Genomic DNA, 18,794 nt, shown 5'->3' with positions numbered 1-18,794 from the left:
CGCATTATGAAGTTATTGTTTGAATGGTCTTGATGCTCTTTCCAATGCTCGCGATCGGATCCTGTGCACTTTCGTGCTCGATAAAATAGTACTTCAAGGCACTTTTGGTCGCATAAGTGAAGTACTTGTTGTAATTCAACACACCCTCTCCCACTGGAAGTACCGTTTGATAATCCTGACTCAGGTCTTTGATATGCCAGAGCGGAAATCTTCCGGAATATTGGTTGAACAGTTGCTCGGGATCCTGCCCGGCCTTTATTGCCCAGGCGATATCCAGTTCAAACTTGAGCTCGTCAGAATCCGTCTCTTTCAAAAATACCTCATAGGGTATCTTTCCTTCGATATTCTTAAAGTCAGCGGGTTCGTTGTGATACACCAGTTGAATACCAGCCTTCTTACACGGGCCGGCAGAGGCATTGAGGATATCGAGCGATGACTTGATTTCATCTGCGGTTCCAATAGGCAAATGCGCTGCAACGAGATATTGCAGGCCGCCTGCCTTAGCATCATCTAGTATTTCACTCAGATTCTCTTTGAGATTCTTGAGCGCAGGCATAGATATAGGGTTGCCATTAGCATCTTTGCGAGGTTTAAGGGGAGCGCCAAAGACATGGTGTGAGCGCCACTGCATGCCTGACGACTTGAGCAGGTCGGCAAATGCTTTGGCTTTCATGCCATAGTAATCACCCTTCTTGCTAAAGGCGGACTCGATGTTCTTCAATCCCACTTCAGCAGCCGCGCGAACTGTTCCGGCTACATCGTTGTCCATTGTATTGAAGAATGTAAACAATTGCACACCGGGAGCAGGCATAGCATTGGTTCTTCCCTGTATAAAGCTCCAGGCCGGCAAACTCACAGCCATAGCTGTAGCGCTCGCCTTTATAAACTGGCGTCTGTTAATCATTGCAGTAGTGTTTAAAGGTTAGACTTTAGTTTACGGAGGCTGACTTTGCGCGCTCCTTGTACTGTGTTGGAATTTGCATGACCCGTCCCAAAGAATTCAGTATGATCTTTTTCAATTCAAGCGGATCAATGGAGCCTTGTGTGCGATATACCACTTCTCCTCCCGGTGCTAACAATACTGTATAAGGTAGCGCACCCTGCCACTCTTTATCAATAGCTTCGATGAACGCGTATTTGTCGCCGTTGTAAATGTAGTTTTGAAACGAGGCTTCTTTCTTCTGGAGAAACCCGAGCGCGTTGTTCTTCCTGGAGATATCGTCGAGGCTTATAGAAACGGTTTCGAACTCACGCAGACGATACATGCGATTAATAGTGACAAAGTCGGGAAACTCGGAAACACAAGGACCGCACCACGTTGCCCAAATGTTGATGAGTCGGTAGTTGCCTGATTTGTTTGACAACAATGATTTGATGCTGTCCATTCCAGCTTCTTCGAGCGAAACTTTTTCTTCTTTCCATTTCGTGGCTTCAGCGTTGACGAGATTGTGTTTCTCAGGCCACTTTACTGAGCAGCCAAACGTTTTCGTCTTGGCAACTGCAACTGGTTGTCCGGCAAGCAGCTGATTCAAAGCGACGGATGTGTCGAATGTTTTCGCCTCTCCAGGGAGACCCAATCCATCGTCGATGCGCCCAGTGTATTGCAGCTTGCGTTGCTGATCGAAGATAAATACATGTGGGGTTGCCTGCGGGCCATACGTCATTGATGCGGTAGAAGTTTCTCCGTCGTAGAGGTAAGGAAAATTGTACTGCAAGTCTTTCGAGCGAATCTTCATTTCTTCAAAGCTATCGCTGAGGTCGGTGTAACCCAGCTCATCCAATCGGATTGACTTCGGGTCGTTGGGAGAAATTGCCACGAAGGCGACTCCACGCGACTGGTAATCGGTGACAAGCTTTTTGATCGGTTCCTCATAGGCCTGCGCAGTTGGGCAATGGTTGCAAGTGAAGACAACGACCAGGAACTTGCTTTTCGCGAAGCTCTTAAGCGAATAGGTTTTACCGTCAACACCGGGCAGTGAAAAGTCCGGAGCGGAGGCACCGATTTCGAGCGTGGGATGCTTTTGTGATTGAGGTGCCTGGGCAACGGAGGCAACGGAGATAAGGCACAAGAACGCCTGCAAGACGCTCTTCGTACTTCTGATGACGAATGTAAGTGGCTGCATAATTGACAAGAGTTTGGTTGTTTTGTCTATTGATGCAACTAAAATACCTGGTCCTAAAGCCTTGTGGTAGCTGGGATGGGTAGATGGAGGGATGCAAGGGTAATTGGCAGCAAGTATTGGGCAATCAAATGTCCTTGTGGAACCACTTCATCAGGAGGTTTTTGCGACTGCGGGAGACATTGACCGATGAGCCCTCGCTCATAACAAGGTAGCCGCCCTCTCCGCGTACATAGCGGACTGCCTCGTTGATATTGGCAATGTACGAGTGGTGGACGCGCACAAAGTGTTGAAACTCCTCCAACTGCTCTTCCGCATCCTTTAGCATTAGCGTGGCTGTTAACTTACTCTTGTTCTTAAGATGAAATAAGGTATAGTTGTCGTCCGCTTCGCAAAAGACGATATCATCGGCGTTCAGCAGTTCGTAGCCGTTGAGCGTTGGTATGGCGATCCGCCGATAAGTGTTCACCTTTTGTCCGAGGCGGTCTAGGAGCATATCATATTGCTCCGGCACTGGTCGTTTGGATGCTGATTGCACTCTATTCACCGCAGCGATCAGTTCTCTCGGGTCAACAGGCTTCAGTAAGTAGTCCAGTGCGCTGAAGCGGATCGCCCTAAGGGCATATTGATCGAAGCTGGTGGTAAATATGATTGCGAATGACTGACCTTTCAGTTGTTCGAGCATTTCGAAGCCATTCATCATCGGCATCTCAATGTCGAGGAATATAATGTCAGGACGCAGTTCATTGACTCTGGCAATTCCATCCTGGGCGGAGCGACAAGTAGCTACCACTTCCACAGTAGGACAGTAATCCTGGAGAATTAACCCAAGAGTATCTACACAATGTGCCTCATCATCGACAATAATTGCTCTAGGCATACCGAAGGGGCAATTTAATTTCAACTTCTGTACCCGCCGGCGCTCCATGAGCATCAACCAGATCTTTTATGTTCACTGTATTCACTTCCATTCCATCGTGCATCATGTTGATTCGTTGTGAAGTTATACTTAGTCCGAGCGACCGATGAGTAGCCGCTTGCATCCCTTTTCGCGATTCTGATGCGGCCCTGCCGACGCCATCGTCGCTGATTGAGATGAATAAATATCTTTCGTCGACTGACACTCTTATGTTAATCTCACCAAGAGTGTTTTTGGGCATCAATCCATGCCATATGGCATTCTCAACGAAAGGCTGCATAATCAGAGGCGGCACCTTCGCCAGACTTGCATCAACGTTCTTATCGAGCTCTATCTTATAAGTAAATTGATTGTCAAAGCGTAGTTTCTCCAGGTCAAGGTACAGCGTGAGTGATTGAATTTCACTTTCCAATGAAATGAACGTGCTTTGGGAATTTTGAAGGATCATCCGCACTAGTCTTGAGAGTTTGGTCAGATAGGCCGTTGCTTCGGTTTTGTTGTTGCGCAGTATAAATCTGTTAATCGAATTGAGAGAGTTAAAGATGAAATGCGGATTCATCTGTACCCTTAAGACCTGCATCTCAAGCTCACCTAACTTTTTTGTGTGTTCTAATTTTTCAATTTGCAACTCATTGGCGGAAAGTTGCTGCAAGTGTTCAGCATTTCGCTTCTTCAAAGCAAAATTCCGGACGAGAATTGCGAAAGCGACAACGAGAATCACAACACCGAATAGCATCAACCATTTCTCCTTTGCGGCCTGAGCTATTTCCTCTTGTTGCAGCTGCCGTTGTCTGTTAAGCAGGTCAATTTCAAGTTTCGCCTGTTCAAGCTGACCGGACGCCCTGAAGAAGCCAAGCTTTCTAGCGGACACGTCAATATCTATGGCTTTGTTAAGGGTTGTGTATGCGTTGAGATGTCGATATGCGCTATCGGTATTGTGCAGTCCATCAAAGATCTCAAACAGCAGATAATGTGCGTCACGCTCATATTGAAGAGCACCGCTTTTCGTTGCCACCATAAGCAGTTCGCGCGTGTGGTCAAGTGCCCGCGGAAGTTGTTGCGTTTGTTTATAAGCCTTTCCCAAGGCTAACAGCCCACGCATGATCCAGTTTCTATCATTTACTTCCCGCAGACCGTCAAGACCGTTATTCAGGTAGTACAATGCTGAATCGGATCTGCTTTCTGCGAGGAAAACTTCTCCGATCAAGACATAGGGTTTTGAATTGATTTTATACCCAATCCCCGCATTGCTAGCAATGAATTGTGTGTAGTAATAGATCGCAGAATCGTAATTGCGTTTTAGGAAGTGCGCTTCGCCAACTTTTAGATAGTTTGAAATACTTAGATCCTCGTCCTTCACTTTGCGATAGTACTCGAGCGCTGCATCGTAATCACCAACATGAGCATATAATTGTCCTATAGAAATAAAGGCACGCTGCTCGTCGTACGGCAACGCATCCATTGAATACTGAAAGGACTTTTCATAATTGCCACGCTCTTCTTCTGCCAAAGCAAGGAGGCTATTGGAAATGCCAATTCCAGACGAATCCTGCAACGAAGTATACAGCTGACGAGCTTGCTGAAAGGCATTTGTCGCCTCAACAAAACGACTTTGGGCCCAAACCGCACTACCCCACCTGATATACGCCTTCGCCAGAGGCAGTTGCAATGCTGCCTTTTGAGCTACTTCCAAAGCGTGCTTGCCTTGTTCCTCAGACTTGACAAAATCTCTGTTTACGTAAGCGATATACGATAGAGTCAAGTACACATCCGCCTGCCCTTCGGGGTATTCTTCCTGCTGGGATAATTGAAGGATTACGTTCGACATGTCTTCTGCCGCCGAGTACTTCCTTGAGCGTACCAGTTTTCCTGCAAGAACGATAAGACTATCGATCCTCTGCAGCTCTTTCGCACGGAGTTTCGCAGTTTCAGTCACTGTCTCCGACTGGGTATATCCTGTAAGAACCATCATTGTGATGGCAAACAAGCTCAGAATTGCAGTGTAGATGCGCATAATCAGGTCAATACCCGTTCTCGGCTTCCCTTACTCAAGTTGAAGATTGCGATGAGGATGAGCAAATTTTCCTGGAGGATTTGGGTAGTAGACGACCTAGGTGGGTGGACTGACACAAATTTGGGGCAATTTGCTGCGAACGGCTGTATTGTCACTGGAGTGTCCCACATTCCCCTACCCCTGAAAAATTGATCATCACGAGTCTCTATTTAGTGACCCTAGAAGCAATACCTAGTTTTTGATCAGTGTTTCATATCTCACTATTTCGTTGTATCCACAAAATCCATTTGCATTTCGTTCATCCGCCCGCCATGAACGTCGAACTGTGCTAAAGCGGTTTCTATATCCTCTAAGTCCGCAGATGAGAGCTGGACATTGGTTGCACCCAAATTCTCAATGAGGTGATCAAGATTTCGTGTTCCTGGAATGGGAACAATGAATGGCTTTCTTGCCAGCAACCACGCTAGGGCTACCTGGGCTGGTGTTGCTTTCTCACGTGCTGCAACTTGACGCAACCATTCGAGCATCGGCATATTGGCGGCAATGTTCGCCGGTGAGAAACGGTCGAAGCCTGCTCGCAGATCTGTCTTAGGATCAAATTTGGTATTTGAATCAATCTTACCTGTAAGGAAGCCCATTCCCACCGGTCCCCAGGGAACGAATCCAATTCCTAGTTCTTCACATGTGTCTAGTATTCCATTCTTGTCGACATCTCTTTCAATAAGAGAGTACTCAGTTTGAACCGCTGTGACTGGCTGGACGGCATGAGCCTTGCGAATTGTTTTCGCGCTTGCTTCTGAAAGACCGAAATGTAAAACCTTGCCTTCTTTGATCAGATCCTTTATTGCCCCTGCAACATCTTCAATCGGGACCGAGGGGTCTACACGATGCTGATAGTATAAATCAAGTCTGTCGGTCCTTAATCGTTTGAGTGACCCCTCAACAACCTTCTTAATATGCTCGGGTTTGCTATTCAACGCGATTCCAGGGCCACCAATATCAAAACCGAATTTTGAAGCGATCACAACTTTATCACGAAACGGAGCAAGCGCCTCGCCTACCAATTCTTCACTGGTATACGGTCCGTATACTTCAGCAGTGTCAAAAAATCGAACTCCTTTTTCATAAGCTGCTCGAAGCACTTTAATTCCTTGTGCTTTGTCAGCAGGTGGTCCATAATTAGCGCTGATACTCATTGCCCCCGAGCCTAGTTCAGAGACTTCCAATTTCCCCAGCTTGCGTGTTTTCATTTTATCTTTAACGTTAGTTGTATCTGCCGCTTTGAGTGGTGTGGCCCAAGCAAATTTTCCAACAGCCAAGCCCGCACCAACTAATGCTGTTCTGGTCACAAAATTTCGGCGGCTAATTCCTGAGTTATTTTCTTTCATAATTGCACTACGTTAGTTGTCTTTCTTTAACGAAGCCATGTCAACAACAAATCGGTAATGCACATCGCCCTTAAGTAGACGGCCGAAGGCATTATTGATTTCGTGGATACTTATTAGTTCTATATCTGAAGTAATACTATGCTTTCCGCAGAACTCCAGCATTTCCTGAGTCTCAGCGATACCGCCGATAGTAGAACCGGCAACTGCTCTCCTTGTTGGGATTATACTAAATGCGGCAACAGGGAGTGGTTCTTCAGGTGCGCCAACAAGAATCAACGTGCCGTCCACTCTCAGCAGATCTATGTAAGCGTTTACGTCATGGGATGCAGAAACTGCATCAATGATTAAGTGGAGGCTTCGAGATTGCTTTTTCATTTGGTCTTCATTTTTGGAAAGAACAACTTCATCGGCCCCTAGTCTTTTGGCGTCCTCAAACTTGGAAGCCGACGTAGTAAAAACTACAACATGTGCCCCCATTGCCTTTGCAAATTTGATGGCCATATGGCCGAGACCACCAATACCAACAACTCCAACTCTCTTGCCGGGACCTACTTGCCAATGCTTTAAAGGAGAGTACACGGTGATTCCTGCACATAACAGCGGAGCGGTCGCGGCCAGATCCAAGTTTTCAGGGACATGCAATACGAAGCTCTCATCAACTACAACACTTTCCGAGTAACCCCCGTAGGTTTGTTTTTGCAAATACTTGTCAGGAGAATTATATGTCAGTGTATTGCCTGGCTCACAGTATTGTTCCAATCCCTGCTTGCAATATTCGCACTCACGACAAGAATCAACCATACAACCTACTGCTGCCAGATCGCCAACCTTGAATTTAGTAACCTCGCTTCCCGTCTTTACTATCCTTCCAACAATCTCGTGACCTGGAACAATCGGGTACATAGTATTGTGCCACTCGTTCCTTGCTGAGTGAAGATCGGAATGACAGACGCCACAAAACAGGATATCAATCTCAACATCATGAGGCGTGGTAGCTCTACGATTGATGGTCATTTTATTTAATGGTGCATCCGCAGTCAGTGCACCAAATGCCTTTATTCTTTTGATTTCCATACGTTATCTTTTTTAACTCGTCAGGGTCGAATGCTTTGATTAATGAGCCGTAAATCCACCGTCTACTGGCAATGCGACACCTACAACTAAACTCGAAGCGGTACTGCAAAGCCACAGCACCGCAGCTGCAATTTCCTCTGGTTGTCCAGCGCGGCCGATAGGCTGATCACGCAAAACTTCCTTCATTGCTTCCGGCGTCTTTTCAATCATAGCAGAAAACATAGGTGTCTCAATTACTCCCGGACACACCGCATTGACACGAATTTTTCGAGAAGCATATTCAACACCCGCGCTCTTTGTAAGCCCAATTACACCATGTTTAGTTGCATGATAAGCTGCACGACCAGCTTGTCCCACAAGTCCGCCCAGTGATGAGCAATTGACAATGGCTCCGGCTCCCTGCTTCTTCATTTGTATAAGCTCATGCTTCATGCATGCCCATACTCCACGCAGGTTTACGTTACTTACCCTATCATAAGCATCAGCGGTGTCTTCCGTAAATTCCCCGGCTGGTCCTGCGATCCCTGCGTTGTTGAATGCCATATCTAGTCGACCGAAAGTCGACACGGTTCTTGCCACCATGGCTGACACTTGCTGTTCATCGGCGACATCGCACACGACACCTATGGCATTGTAGCCGGATGACGTCAACTCGTTTGTCGCTGTATAAAGAGAACTCTCATTTATGTCTACCAAAACCACAGCTGCTCCAGCTTCAGCAAATGCTTTTGCCGTGGCAAAACCAATTCCAGTACTAGCGCCTGTGACCAAGGCGACCTGATCCTTAAAATTATAAGCTGGGTTTCTCATACTTCCTTTGTTTTGTGTACTTATTGACTAAGAGGCTGCACATAATGCAGCAGCACTTATCCTTGATTGCACAACAAAGGTCGCCGGCGTCCGCCCCTAAAGAGTAAAGAAAAACAAAGGAATAGTTATAAAAATCAAAGGTGAACAGCTGTTCGAATGGCTTTAGGAATCTGACCTGTTTTCTTTTTGAAGAAGTTATTAAAATAGGTAGGGTATTCAAACCCCAATGCGTAAGCAATATCTGACACATTCCAATCCGTATGTTGCAAGAGTGCAGTAGCTTCGTGCGCAATCCTATCTCCGATATGCGTTGTGGTCGATTTGCCGGTAACCTCCTTAACTGCGCTATTAAGATAGTTCACATGAACAGACAAGCCACTTGCATAATCCTGTGCTGTTTTTAGTGTCAATGGACGATTGACATTTTCAATTGGAAATTGCCGCTCAAGCAACTCAAGAAAGACGGCCGTTATCCTTTCAGACGCGCTCCTGTTTTTTGTAAGATTCTCAGATGGTTCCATCTTAAGCGCTTCATGTATAATGAGGTTAATATGGTTACGGATCAACTCGTCTTTAAAGGCATAATTGGTATTCTGCTCTGCGAGCATTCGTTGAAAAATTGAAGTAATATATTTTTTCTGTTCCTGGTTCAGCTGCAGTATCGGGGTGCCGCCAATTCTAAATAATGGAGACTGTTGCAAGCTCTCAGAACGATCGCTTGCTTTCAGAAAATCTTCGGCGAAAAGACACGTGTAGCCATTTTGAGTTGGCGCGATCACCTCGCAGGAATAGGGCACACGTGGGTTGGCAAAAAACAAGAAAGTCTTATCCGTTTCAAAACTCTTATCGGCATAATGGAAGATGAATTTGCCAGTGCTGATGTTGATCTTATAGAAGTCTTTCCGGCTATAACTATGACCAACCTTATCATTGACATCAGTCTCGTATACTTTGAAGCCCTTAAGTTTCAATTCTGCATTGAAATCCGGCGCGCCATCTTTCGTTTTCATTTTACAAAACTATAGAATTCAAAGCCTGGATTGCCAAACTAATCAAACAATAGTTTTCGTAAACTCCCTGCATTCAAAACGGCGGTTATCATCTTTGAAATTCATAATAATTCCTTTGATAATCTTTATTTTATAGAGTTTGACCAGCTCTACATTTGTGTCACTTTCATAATATAATCACAACATGAAAAAAGAGAATGACTCTAAAGTATGGCTGATTACTGGTGCTGGTCGTGGGATGGGTTTGGATATTGCTAATGCAGCCTTGGCGGCTGGGCACAAGGTGGTCGCAACAGGACGGAATCCAGAGAAAGTTTCCAAGGCAATTGGCAATTCAAAAAACCTCCTGGTTTTGAAGTTAGATATTCTTAAATCTGAGGAAGCAAAATCATCTATTGCAAAATGCACTGAACACTTTGGTCGCCTGGATGTATTGGTGAACAATGCCGCCAACTTCTATGCAGGTTATTTCGAAGAGCAAACTCCCGAGGAAATCGAAAAGCAAATCACTACCAGCCTGATGGGCCCGATGAATGTTACACGTGCTGCACTTCCTGTAATGCGTAAACAGCGTGATGGCCTTATAATAACAATTTCATCGAGCGCCGGCTTTGCAGGTGTCGAGTTCGGAAGTGCGTATACTGCCTCCAAATTTGGAATCGAGGGATGGATGCAATCATTACAACCGGAGATCAAACCATTTGGCATTAATACCATGATCGTGAACCCCGGTTTCTTTCGCACGGAGTTGCTGACTGATGATTCAACACAGTATGCATCATCCAATCCTATAGATGACTACAGGGAGCGAAGAATAAAGCAAATGGAATTTTGGAAAGGCGCGAACGGCAAACAACCTGGCGATCCAGCAAAACTTGCCAAGGCATTAATTCAACTCGCAAGTTTGCCGCAACCACCGCTTCGTTTTGTCGCTGGTGCTGATGCTGTTGGCAGTGCCGAACATGCCGCTTCAGAACTCAAGCAACAAGCTGGCGCATTTCGCGAATTGTCGAGTTCACTTTCATTTGAGGATTGAAAGATATTGTCTTAGTCGCCAATCAGGCATCAGATTAGAAAATGATACAGCGTGCGCGAAAGCAGATTGTCTTGTAGAGCTTTAGAAATAATTAAGGAAGAAGGGGAAAGTTTGGCTAAACTTTCCCCAACGTTTTCCCTAAGTTTTATATCGCACCCCACGTCGCCTATGTGGCAAGGATGCCTCAGCCTTGCGGCTGGATGACATAGATAGCGCATCGCATAGGAACCGGTGTAACACAAGTAACCGTAACATTTGCTACCTCGTCACTCTTTACAAAGGCCCTCCAGTTAAAATAGAGCAGACGTATTGACCGATGGCCTTTAATAATACGTATATCTAAGACCGCAATTTAGTGCCTATTAGTCAGGATCGCGATCCCCTTTTCGACATTTGTAGGACTCAGCGTCACAATTTAATCCGGATCCAGTCCAGATCCGGTCCGGATTTAGTCCTGATCGAATTCTGATCCAGTCTGATCTAGTCATCATTTCAACCACATCCTACATCGATCTGAACTGCTTATGAGAACGTGGAGTGACATTGCCTGCGAAATCAACAATTTGTTTTACTGTCAATCTCCCCTTTGTGCGTAACGTAACACACAATTGTAGCATTTGTCGCGCTTGTCACAACAGTCACAAGGATTTTTCGTTATTTCTCTTCTGTTAATAAAATTTAATGATGTTAATAATGTTACAATTGTGACATGGTTTTATCCGTGGTATCATTGTCTGCAGATTTTTGGATTGACGGATCTTCAAACTCCATCATCTCGTCGGCCGACAACCATTCTTCAACTCTAAACTCATAAGCGCGTCCGTTTGACGAAACCCATATGATCGAAGGTTCGACTGAAGAACGCTCATCGAAAGCGTTATAGCCAATAGGATACTTAAAGCGCTTAACAGGTCCCGGTCTTATCCCCCGAGCTTCTAGCAATGCCTTCAAGTCAAGCGCGTCAATGCGGTATTTAGTTGCCCTGGGTTCATTCAAGAGTTCCGCCAGTTGCTTCGAACAATAACGCAATACGGGTTGCCTATAGGTCAGGAATTGATCCTTTAGCCACTCCTCAAACGAGCGCTCCGCCCGGCTTCGTGTCGCCTCTACAATAGCCTTGAACTGTTCCGTTATAAACCACTCAGGCTTGAACCATAAACGGTCTGACTTCGGATGGTGAATAGGCCGATTAAAAAGAAAGTGCAGGAAGGCCTCCACTTCGTTCTTTAGTTTGCTTTCGATGTCAGGGTCCCGCTGGTCAACGGCAAGCACAGGGACGCGCACAACAAACCAGCGGCTCTCTCCCACATCGATCTTCATCACTTTGTCGGCATCATTGCTGCACATCCAGATCTTGCCATGGAAAGGAATTTTTCTAATGTTCATCCCCTTCAGCTCAAGGAAGGCGTGATCCGCTGTGACCAGTTGCTTCAACCGCTCCTTCTCTGTCTTTTTGTCGACATCCAGAAAGCCCTCATCGATGGCGATGATAAACTTCGACATGTAGTGAGAATTGAACCGCATCTTGAATTGTTCGTTGCCAAGAATGGCCATGTTGTTGCCAAAGACTATTTGTAACCATTTTAGCACGGTGGTCTTGCCTGTTGTATTCTCCGGCGATACAAGGATAGGCACAGGAAGGTTCTGCTTTGGATGCCTGAGCATGATAGACAGCATATCCAGCGCAACGGTGAACGGATCACCGGTGATTGCTTCTTCCTGAAGAAGTGCACCGGTATTGTCCAATAAAACGCTCCCCTGTCCTTGAAAAATATGCTTCAGAAAGCGTACAGTTTGCGCTATAGGTCCTCCCGCTTTTGCGGACCAGCCAAGTGGCTCGCATAAATTATAACAGCCATGGACCTCGCGTTCGTAGTTGACCCAATTTGGCTCGCAACAGAACCCATCATAGGTTTTGATCTGGTCGACGAAATTTGGACAATTTTTGTACTCGCGTTTGATCTCTCCCAACGTCCACGGAGTCAGCTCCATTTCAATTTCGCCATGCTTGTTTAAGACTTTCACAAGTTTAACCCAGTCAGGACCGATCCGCGCGTATCGATCTGCATCCTCATGGCGTACGGTCTCCACCTCGTTTTTATCCTCGTTAAACCGGTACCGTCTGCGCCGAAAAACAAACTCGTTGTCGCCAATAAACTCGTGATAGGTCCTGTGAAACTCCTGGACATCAACAACCCCAAAGTACTTAGAAAGTTTCTTACCTAGATCCTTATCGTCCTGAAGCTGAGTTCCATTGAAATAATTTGATGCAAAATTCAATTTTAAAAGATCACTGACGATGGCGTTCGTTTGGGCGGGCAACGTCATGAGCAGGTCATCTATGCCCTTAGCCTCGGAGTGAAATCGGGTTTGAAGATGCATGAGGTAAGTTTTTTTGAGCTCAACTTCATCGCTATCGATCAAGGGAGTCAAACTTTCAACAAAGGCACGCACAGCAGCACAGAATGTAGACGGCCGATTGACCAAATCCTTATCCAGCGCCCAGCGAAGCGTCAGTGCATCCGCGTCCATCAGCAACACTACTTTCTTGACTCTGCATCGTATTATTAATTCAGCGATGTCTTCATGGATTTTCCCTTTCACATCGCCGTTATAGAATCCATGAATCGAGGGAATGCCAATGGCGTCGATACCTATTAGAGAACACTTCATTGCCTTAAACTCGCCCTCAATCACGAAAAGGACGTCCATTACGGGCGCGTTCACCGGATCCTTCAAGTGCTGCGTATACTTCGTGATGATCGATGGCGGAAACCATGGATGATGTTCGGAGCCGAATTCCTGCCAATACTTCATGTCACCTTGCGGTTGACGAAGTCTTTTGCGGATAAAGTCACGCTGGTATTTTGTGCCCGCTTTTCTGTATCGGCGTGGATTTCCATCCAATGCAAAATAGCGGATGATGATGTTACCCTGTTCATCGGCGTCGAACAATGGGTAGTCACGCGAATGCTCATACATTTCGGTCTCAATGCTTCCATTATCTGTTTTACGGCTTCCAGGTTGTTGCCATACCCTGTGGAAGATGTTCTCCCGATCCGTAATACCAAGACCGGTTAATCGTTCGTCGAGATAGGAGCAATCCTTGCTCCCCTCCGAGGAGTTTTCTACTTTTGACATATTGTTTTATTGAATTGGTTTAGAAATGAGCCGGGTGATCGCCCGGCCTTTTTTTTCGATCGATCGTGACCGGCGCATGATCGATCGCCGTATTGGCCCGATCGGGGAGGTTTTGAGAGAATCGGTCGTTTAGCGCGACGCGACTACATTCCCCTGGGGATACGCGTGCCCGGTAATTCCCCAAGGGATCGTGGCGCGCGGCGATCGGTCACAAAAAATGATTGTACAATCGGGTGCTATCGTCGCTTGACCTTAACCCTGTTCATCGCTTCCATAACTTCCGAACGACGAAAGTATGTCCGACCGTTAAGCTTATAGTGGGGAAGAACACCCTGCTTCATCCATTCATGGACGGTGACAAGGGAGATTTGAAAGAGTTCCGCGATGTCGGATCGGCGTAGCGGTCTTTCATCGGAACAAAAGTTACCTGCCGCCAAAATTCCAGCAAGCTCGGCGCGAATGATTTCTCTTAATGAAGTCTCGCATTCTGGTCCTAAAGTCAATGTAACTTGCATATCGTTGAATTGTTTATGCAAGGGTACCTTGGGAAGGCACTATCATGATTATCTCGGACTATCGGCAACTATCAGCATGATAGTCAACTTAACTATACTTTATCAATAAAGGGCTCAAATGTGTCAACGACTACTTTTTTAACGTCCTGTCCCACCATTTCCTTAAATTCCGGCGCCGTTCGATAATTGTCTACACCAGCAGGTAAAAGGCCAGGAAATTCCTTTTTCAGCAATCGAATGGCTCCGGTGACGTCGCGAGGAAATTTCTTAACGTTTGATCGAAGGTATGTCACTACGTGAGGCAATAGCGCGCGCGTAGTCACTAATAGTTCTGACGTCATGAGCCTCGTAAACGCGCGTTTAAAAAGAGCTGCCTTATCTCCGAAAATTTCTTCGAGCGTTAGAGCATGTCTGTGCATACGACTACTGGCGCGATCCACTGTGTGACTTGACGAACTGCCAGTGTCCGCAACCATTGCCTCACCATTACTGATGGTGCCATTCCTGATTTTTTTTATAAGCTGAAGCATATCATCCACAAACCCCATTCGCAGGCCATAAATGTTGTTTGAACTGGGTCCCCACCTATAAAACTGCAGAAAAATCACCTCCACGCGAGCAAGCGCATGAACAGATGCAGAATCCCTGATGTACGTGGAAAGAATATCCTCATGATACATCGGGGGGAACTTGTCCAGTTCATGTAACAGGGCAAGTTCACGATCAGTAAGTCGCAATTCCTTGCTCTCTTCGTTATATGGCGATTCAAACATCTCCATCATTTTATAACGTTCGCCAATTCACGAGCTTTCTCCATGTTGGAAAGCTTCAGATACTTCATAAATTCTTTATTGGTTTTGTGCCCCGTTGCCCACATAATCGTTTCGGGTTTAACGCCTCGCAGATAAAGGTTTGTCGCAAAGGACCGACGCGCTGTATGTGTCGTGATAAGATCACACTTTGCCTTGGTAATTGATATTCGCTCGCCTCGCTTGATATTGATTACCTTAACAGATTGTTCAATCTTTGCGAGCTTACCAATCTCCTTTATGTCTTGATTAAACTCCTGATTGGTGATTACGGGAAACTTGAAATCGTATTGTTCCAGAATAGGCTTTACTTTGGCCGGTATCGGCACCATCACATTGGCCTTAGTCTTCTCCGTTCCCATCACAAGATAAAGTTGTCCGTCAATAACGGAGAATAATTCTTTTGTCAGCCTCACAGCGTCTCCAAACCTGATTCCAAGCCAGCTCGCGACATAAAACATGTCCCTCACTCGCTCCATGCGCGATCCCGAAGTCACTGTTACTTTCAGCATGGCCTCAAGCTCTTTCTCATCGAGATAAATATTGTCAACGTCATTTGAAAATGCTTTGAAACGGGATTTCTTAAAATCCAGGCTGGTGTGCATGCCTCGTTCGAACGACTCTGACATGATGGATTTTAGATTCTTGATGTGCTTCCCGACGGTGTTGTCATTAAACTTCTTGGTCGTCCACATGTATTCAGTGAACTTATCATGAAAATCGAGGTTGATCGCTTCGAATTTTAACTTTCCCTTCAGCTTTTCGTCTACAAACTTTTGCAAAAGATTTATGGTTGTCTGATAACTCTTTTTCGTGTTGGGGGCGTAAGTAGACTTGGCTAAAAATTCGTTGGCAAATTGCAGCACTGATTGTCTATCATCAACTTCGTTCCCGTTTTCCTTATTGATGATGGCACGAACTTCAACTTTGGATGGAATGGACCGTCCTTCCTCCAAGGCGTCTTCGCACAGTCGGCTGACTTTCTTTTGAATTCTCTCGAGGTAGAAATTGAGGCCCGTGGGATCAAGCTTGAACTTTCTGGGGGTCACGCGTCCTTTGCCTACATCCCACGCTGCACGCGGACATTTTCGTTCCACGTACGTTTTAATTTGGGCAAAACCGCGCTTGCGCACGATCAGAAAGATCGGGAGCGGTTTGTCGTTTTGATCGATTTCCTTCGACTTTGATTCGAGGAAAAATTTCACAGAAAAGTCGGACACGTCAGTTGCGTACTGATTTACGTACTAAAGTAGCTAATTTAGGCTAACTGAACCTAATGCAACTTTACATTCAACATGCTGACTATTAAAACGTTAATAAATTGCCACCATCTTTAAATTCACTGGAATTAAGGTCAAGTATTCCTGTCGGGACTACAAAAACAGAGTGAGGGTGAGAGCGAGAGCGAACAACCGAACTCTGTTTTTTTTTCTTCACTCTCACTCGGGCACTCACGCTTCGCCTGTTGTCCGAATTCACTAACCAGTATGGTGGATTCTTTTCAAATTCACTTTAAACTCGTTCGATATATGGCCCCGCGACTATATTGTTTGCGTTAGTGGACTTATTCCGGGCCGCTTTAATTTAATGGGTACCCTAGGGTCTGTGCGTTCCAGCGCCGACATCATAGTCTACCGTTTGGAGTATTTTGTTATTGTGTTTTTTACAGCCACGTGAACTGTAGAGATCAACTCAGCTCTCCTGCTTACAACAGCTATCTTAAGCCAGGTTGCCTTTCCCGGAATATCGTTGAGAATGGCCCATCGCAATGCACGCCTTTTAAATGCTGGTCCATACTGATCGATCCTTGCCTTCACTACTTTGGTCATGATTTCGAACACTATGAAGCCAATAAGGATCGAAATTATCCACTCCAGATTCGCGAAAGTGCTTTTGTCGACTACAGTCTTTTTAGAAGTGATGCCCCAGAGGTTCTTAAAGCTTCGTGTTTCAAAAAACTGCGATACCAGTTTCGTCGCCGACATACCCACCAGGAACCCCATTAGGTTTCCGGTCAGCTGATCGTACAAATAAGTTAGAATGGTCTTCCTGTTCAGATACTTCTTCAAGCCCATAAGCTCACAAGAAAAGATAAAGGCCGCTTCCTCAGCTATTCATTTGATAGCATTTTGTATCCATGCAAGGAAAACCAAGAAGGTGAGTAAAATAGCCAGGCGTGCATTAGTAAACCCGCTCCGTCGACCCTGATAACCACTCATCGATGCGCAGGCATCGGTTACAACTGCTACGGATTTGTGCGAGCACTGCCGGATCTTGAAAAGGCATCTTCGACTGGGCATTGAGGCAGCGTTGAAAGTGATTTCAATGCATTGTATGAGTGGCATGTTCTGAAATTTACTTATTGTCGATCAATCTTATAAAGTCTTCCCTGATCTGTGATGGCATATAGGGCATTGTCTGTGCCCTGGGTGATGTCTCTAAAACGTTGATTCTCCTCACTCAATAATCGTTCTTCGCCTATGACACGATTTTCGGAGATGACTAATCTCACGATGTGTTGTCCACTCAGTGCTCCAATAAACAGATTGTTCTGCCATTCAGGAATTCTGTCACCTTTATAAAATGTCATTCCGCTGGGAGATACAACAGGATCCCAATAATAAACAGGTTGCTCTAGTCCTTCCTGTTGTTGAATGCCAGAACCAACTGGCTGTCCACTGTATTCCAGTCCGTAGGTAATGGTTGGCCATCCATAGTTTGCACCCGGAGTTACGCGATTAATTTCATCGCCGCCCCGCGGACCATGTTCACTTTGCCATAGATCTCCAGTCACTGGATGCAAGGCGATGCCTTGAGGGTTTCGATGGCCGGCGCTGTACAATTCAGGCAAAGCGCCGCCAGAACTGAATGATGGATTTCCTGTGGCAGGTTGTCCGCTTGTACTAATCCGGATAATTTTTCCCAACGCAGCAGTGAGAGACTGAGCCAGTGGTCTCGTTGACAGATTGGAACGTTCCCCGGTGCTGATCAACAGATTGCCCGTTTTATCAAAAAGGATTCTGCCTCCGTAGTGAGCGTTGCTGTTTGCAGCTGGATTAGCACGGTAGATCACTGTAGCGTTCTCAATGACAGTTTCATTGTCGCATAATCTACCCTTAGCAACTGCTGATATCGTTCCTCCGGTAACATTTTCAGAGAAGACCCAATAGACCATTCGATTGGTTGAAAATTGGGGATCAACACAAAGACCGAGCAAACCACCTTGTCCACCTGAGTTGACTGCAGGAATGCCGGTAATAGCATTGCCAGTTACTCCGGATGTTGAAACAATTCGCATTGTTCCTCCTTTCTGCGTGATCAAAAGGCGACCATCGGGAAGACTGGTTATTCCCCAGGGCGCATTCAATGAGGAGGTAAGGATCGTTGCTCCGAACGATGTGCTTGTGCGGACTCCATCAATTCGTGTTTGTCCCTCAAAGGCAGGCGCGTAACTGCTGTTTGGCGGAAGTGTTTCTACAGGCGGTAAATCTGGTGTGGTGTCTGCAGGCTCAGACTCGTTATCAGAGCAACCGAACAGAGTTAAAGTCAATAGAGTCAAGGCTACAAAAACCTTTATGCTTTGTGTGTTATGTTTTGTTTCCATTGCTGAGTGTTAATGTGTAACCTCTATCAACCATCGTCCGACCCTTCGCCCTATTTTGAAGAACAGTCTATTTATTAAGAACGATGAGAGCAGCTTGTGCGTATGTATCCTGTTGGTTAAATGCAAGCCAACCAAGAATTTGATGTTATCGGTTAAATTGCGGTACCAGTGAAATCTGTTGGTTATCTGCAAATGGTGGCGACGAATGCGCAAAGCGCTAAATCACATATGAAACAAAAGATATGCTTTTAAATCTCTTCACGAAGTTTGTAAAGAGGAACGACTGCTGTTAGGCGTTTTTTTTAACTGATTATAACGTAATATTACAATACACATATACGATTTCAACTTTAG

15 protein-coding genes are annotated in these 18,794 nt (G+C 45.7%); 1 reads left to right on the top strand and 14 read right to left on the bottom strand.

Annotation, left to right across the window (positions count from 1 at the left end; genetic code table 11):
* Positions 1-4: 4 nt before the first annotated feature.
* From WBG78_RS20705 to WBG78_RS20670, 8 genes are all read right to left on the bottom strand, one after another.
* A complete protein-coding gene (locus WBG78_RS20705) occupies positions 5-904 on the bottom strand; it encodes a sugar phosphate isomerase/epimerase family protein (protein WP_337328391.1) in 900 nt (299 codons plus the stop codon).
* 25 nt (positions 905-929) lie between these two features.
* Positions 930-2,123, bottom strand: a complete 1,194-nt coding sequence (locus tag WBG78_RS20700) for a redoxin family protein (RefSeq protein ID WP_337328390.1) — start codon at positions 2,121-2,123, stop codon at positions 930-932.
* Positions 2,124-2,247: 124 nt separating this feature from the next.
* On the bottom strand, positions 2,248-3,000 hold the full coding sequence (locus WBG78_RS20695) for a LytR/AlgR family response regulator transcription factor (protein WP_337328389.1): 753 nt from the start codon (positions 2,998-3,000) through the stop codon (positions 2,248-2,250).
* Positions 2,993-5,053 (bottom strand): tetratricopeptide repeat-containing sensor histidine kinase, encoded by a 2,061-nt coding sequence (locus WBG78_RS20690; protein WP_337328388.1) that lies wholly within the window; start codon positions 5,051-5,053, stop codon positions 2,993-2,995. The genes WBG78_RS20695 and WBG78_RS20690 overlap by 8 nt, the downstream gene beginning before the upstream one ends.
* A gap of 260 nt (positions 5,054-5,313) precedes the next feature.
* Positions 5,314-6,441, bottom strand: coding sequence for an aldo/keto reductase (locus tag WBG78_RS20685; protein ID WP_337328387.1), 1,128 nt, complete (start codon positions 6,439-6,441; stop codon positions 5,314-5,316).
* A 12-nt stretch (positions 6,442-6,453) separates the two neighbouring features.
* A complete protein-coding gene (locus WBG78_RS20680) occupies positions 6,454-7,515 on the bottom strand; it encodes an NAD(P)-dependent alcohol dehydrogenase (protein WP_337328386.1) in 1,062 nt (353 codons plus the stop codon).
* A 39-nt stretch (positions 7,516-7,554) separates the two neighbouring features.
* Positions 7,555-8,325: a glucose 1-dehydrogenase gene (locus WBG78_RS20675; protein WP_337328385.1), complete on the bottom strand. Its 771-nt coding sequence runs from the start codon at positions 8,323-8,325 to the stop codon at positions 7,555-7,557.
* Positions 8,326-8,459: 134 nt separating this feature from the next.
* On the bottom strand, positions 8,460-9,335 hold the full coding sequence (locus tag WBG78_RS20670) for an AraC family transcriptional regulator (RefSeq protein WP_337328384.1): 876 nt from the start codon (positions 9,333-9,335) through the stop codon (positions 8,460-8,462).
* Positions 9,336-9,519: 184 nt separating this feature from the next.
* On the opposite strand from WBG78_RS20670, the gene WBG78_RS20665 reads away from it, so the two are divergent.
* Positions 9,520-10,371, top strand: coding sequence for an SDR family oxidoreductase (locus WBG78_RS20665; protein WP_337328383.1), 852 nt, complete (start codon positions 9,520-9,522; stop codon positions 10,369-10,371).
* 696 nt (positions 10,372-11,067) lie between these two features.
* Here the strand turns inward: WBG78_RS20665 and WBG78_RS20660 are convergent.
* The 6 genes from WBG78_RS20660 to WBG78_RS20635 form a co-directional block, all read right to left on the bottom strand.
* Positions 11,068-13,512, bottom strand: a complete 2,445-nt coding sequence (locus tag WBG78_RS20660) for a primase-helicase family protein (RefSeq protein WP_337328382.1) — start codon at positions 13,510-13,512, stop codon at positions 11,068-11,070.
* Between the two features lie 236 nt (positions 13,513-13,748).
* Positions 13,749-14,027 carry a helix-turn-helix domain-containing protein gene (locus tag WBG78_RS20655; RefSeq protein WP_337328381.1) on the bottom strand — a complete coding sequence of 93 codons (279 nt, stop codon included), beginning with the start codon at positions 14,025-14,027 and terminating at the stop codon, positions 13,749-13,751.
* Positions 14,028-14,119: 92 nt separating this feature from the next.
* Positions 14,120-14,800 (bottom strand): hypothetical protein, encoded by a 681-nt coding sequence (locus tag WBG78_RS20650; RefSeq protein WP_337328380.1) that lies wholly within the window; start codon positions 14,798-14,800, stop codon positions 14,120-14,122.
* Positions 14,801-14,805: 5 nt separating this feature from the next.
* Entirely contained in the window at positions 14,806-16,041 is a 1,236-nt protein-coding gene (locus WBG78_RS20645; protein ID WP_337328379.1) for a site-specific integrase, read from the bottom strand.
* Positions 16,042-16,467: 426 nt separating this feature from the next.
* A complete protein-coding gene (locus WBG78_RS20640; RefSeq protein ID WP_337328378.1) occupies positions 16,468-16,911 on the bottom strand; it encodes a hypothetical protein in 444 nt (147 codons plus the stop codon).
* A 284-nt stretch (positions 16,912-17,195) separates the two neighbouring features.
* On the bottom strand, positions 17,196-18,440 hold the full coding sequence (locus tag WBG78_RS20635) for a PQQ-dependent sugar dehydrogenase (RefSeq protein WP_337328377.1): 1,245 nt from the start codon (positions 18,438-18,440) through the stop codon (positions 17,196-17,198).
* Between the last annotated feature and the right edge of the window lie 354 nt (positions 18,441-18,794).

Source organism: Chryseolinea sp. T2 (assembly GCF_037203685.1).
Taxonomy (GTDB): domain Bacteria; phylum Bacteroidota; class Bacteroidia; order Cytophagales; family Cyclobacteriaceae; genus Chryseolinea.
Note: the sequence above shows the minus strand (reverse complement) of the source record. Positions and strands in the feature narration are given on the sequence as shown.

What these genes read in the sequence shown, in the direction of transcription:
- WBG78_RS20705 (WP_337328391.1), bottom strand. Translation starts at nt 904, where the DNA reads ATGATTAACAGACGCCAGTTTATAAAGGCGAGCGCTACAGCTATGGCT.
- WBG78_RS20700 (WP_337328390.1), bottom strand. Translation starts at nt 2,123, where the DNA reads ATGCAGCCACTTACATTCGTCATCAGAAGTACGAAGAGCGTCTTGCAG.
- WBG78_RS20695 (WP_337328389.1), bottom strand. Translation starts at nt 3,000, where the DNA reads ATGCCTAGAGCAATTATTGTCGATGATGAGGCACATTGTGTAGATACT.
- WBG78_RS20690 (WP_337328388.1), bottom strand. Translation starts at nt 5,053, where the DNA reads ATGCGCATCTACACTGCAATTCTGAGCTTGTTTGCCATCACAATGATG.
- WBG78_RS20685 (WP_337328387.1), bottom strand. Translation starts at nt 6,441, where the DNA reads ATGAAAGAAAATAACTCAGGAATTAGCCGCCGAAATTTTGTGACCAGA.
- WBG78_RS20680 (WP_337328386.1), bottom strand. Translation starts at nt 7,515, where the DNA reads ATGGAAATCAAAAGAATAAAGGCATTTGGTGCACTGACTGCGGATGCA.
- WBG78_RS20675 (WP_337328385.1), bottom strand. Translation starts at nt 8,325, where the DNA reads ATGAGAAACCCAGCTTATAATTTTAAGGATCAGGTCGCCTTGGTCACA.
- WBG78_RS20670 (WP_337328384.1), bottom strand. Translation starts at nt 9,335, where the DNA reads ATGAAAACGAAAGATGGCGCGCCGGATTTCAATGCAGAATTGAAACTT.
- WBG78_RS20665 (WP_337328383.1), top strand. Translation starts at nt 9,520, where the DNA reads ATGAAAAAAGAGAATGACTCTAAAGTATGGCTGATTACTGGTGCTGGT.
- WBG78_RS20660 (WP_337328382.1), bottom strand. Translation starts at nt 13,512, where the DNA reads ATGTCAAAAGTAGAAAACTCCTCGGAGGGGAGCAAGGATTGCTCCTAT.
- WBG78_RS20655 (WP_337328381.1), bottom strand. Translation starts at nt 14,027, where the DNA reads ATGCAAGTTACATTGACTTTAGGACCAGAATGCGAGACTTCATTAAGA.
- WBG78_RS20650 (WP_337328380.1), bottom strand. Translation starts at nt 14,800, where the DNA reads ATGTTTGAATCGCCATATAACGAAGAGAGCAAGGAATTGCGACTTACT.
- WBG78_RS20640 (WP_337328378.1), bottom strand. Translation starts at nt 16,911, where the DNA reads ATGGGCTTGAAGAAGTATCTGAACAGGAAGACCATTCTAACTTATTTG.
- WBG78_RS20635 (WP_337328377.1), bottom strand. Translation starts at nt 18,440, where the DNA reads ATGGAAACAAAACATAACACACAAAGCATAAAGGTTTTTGTAGCCTTG.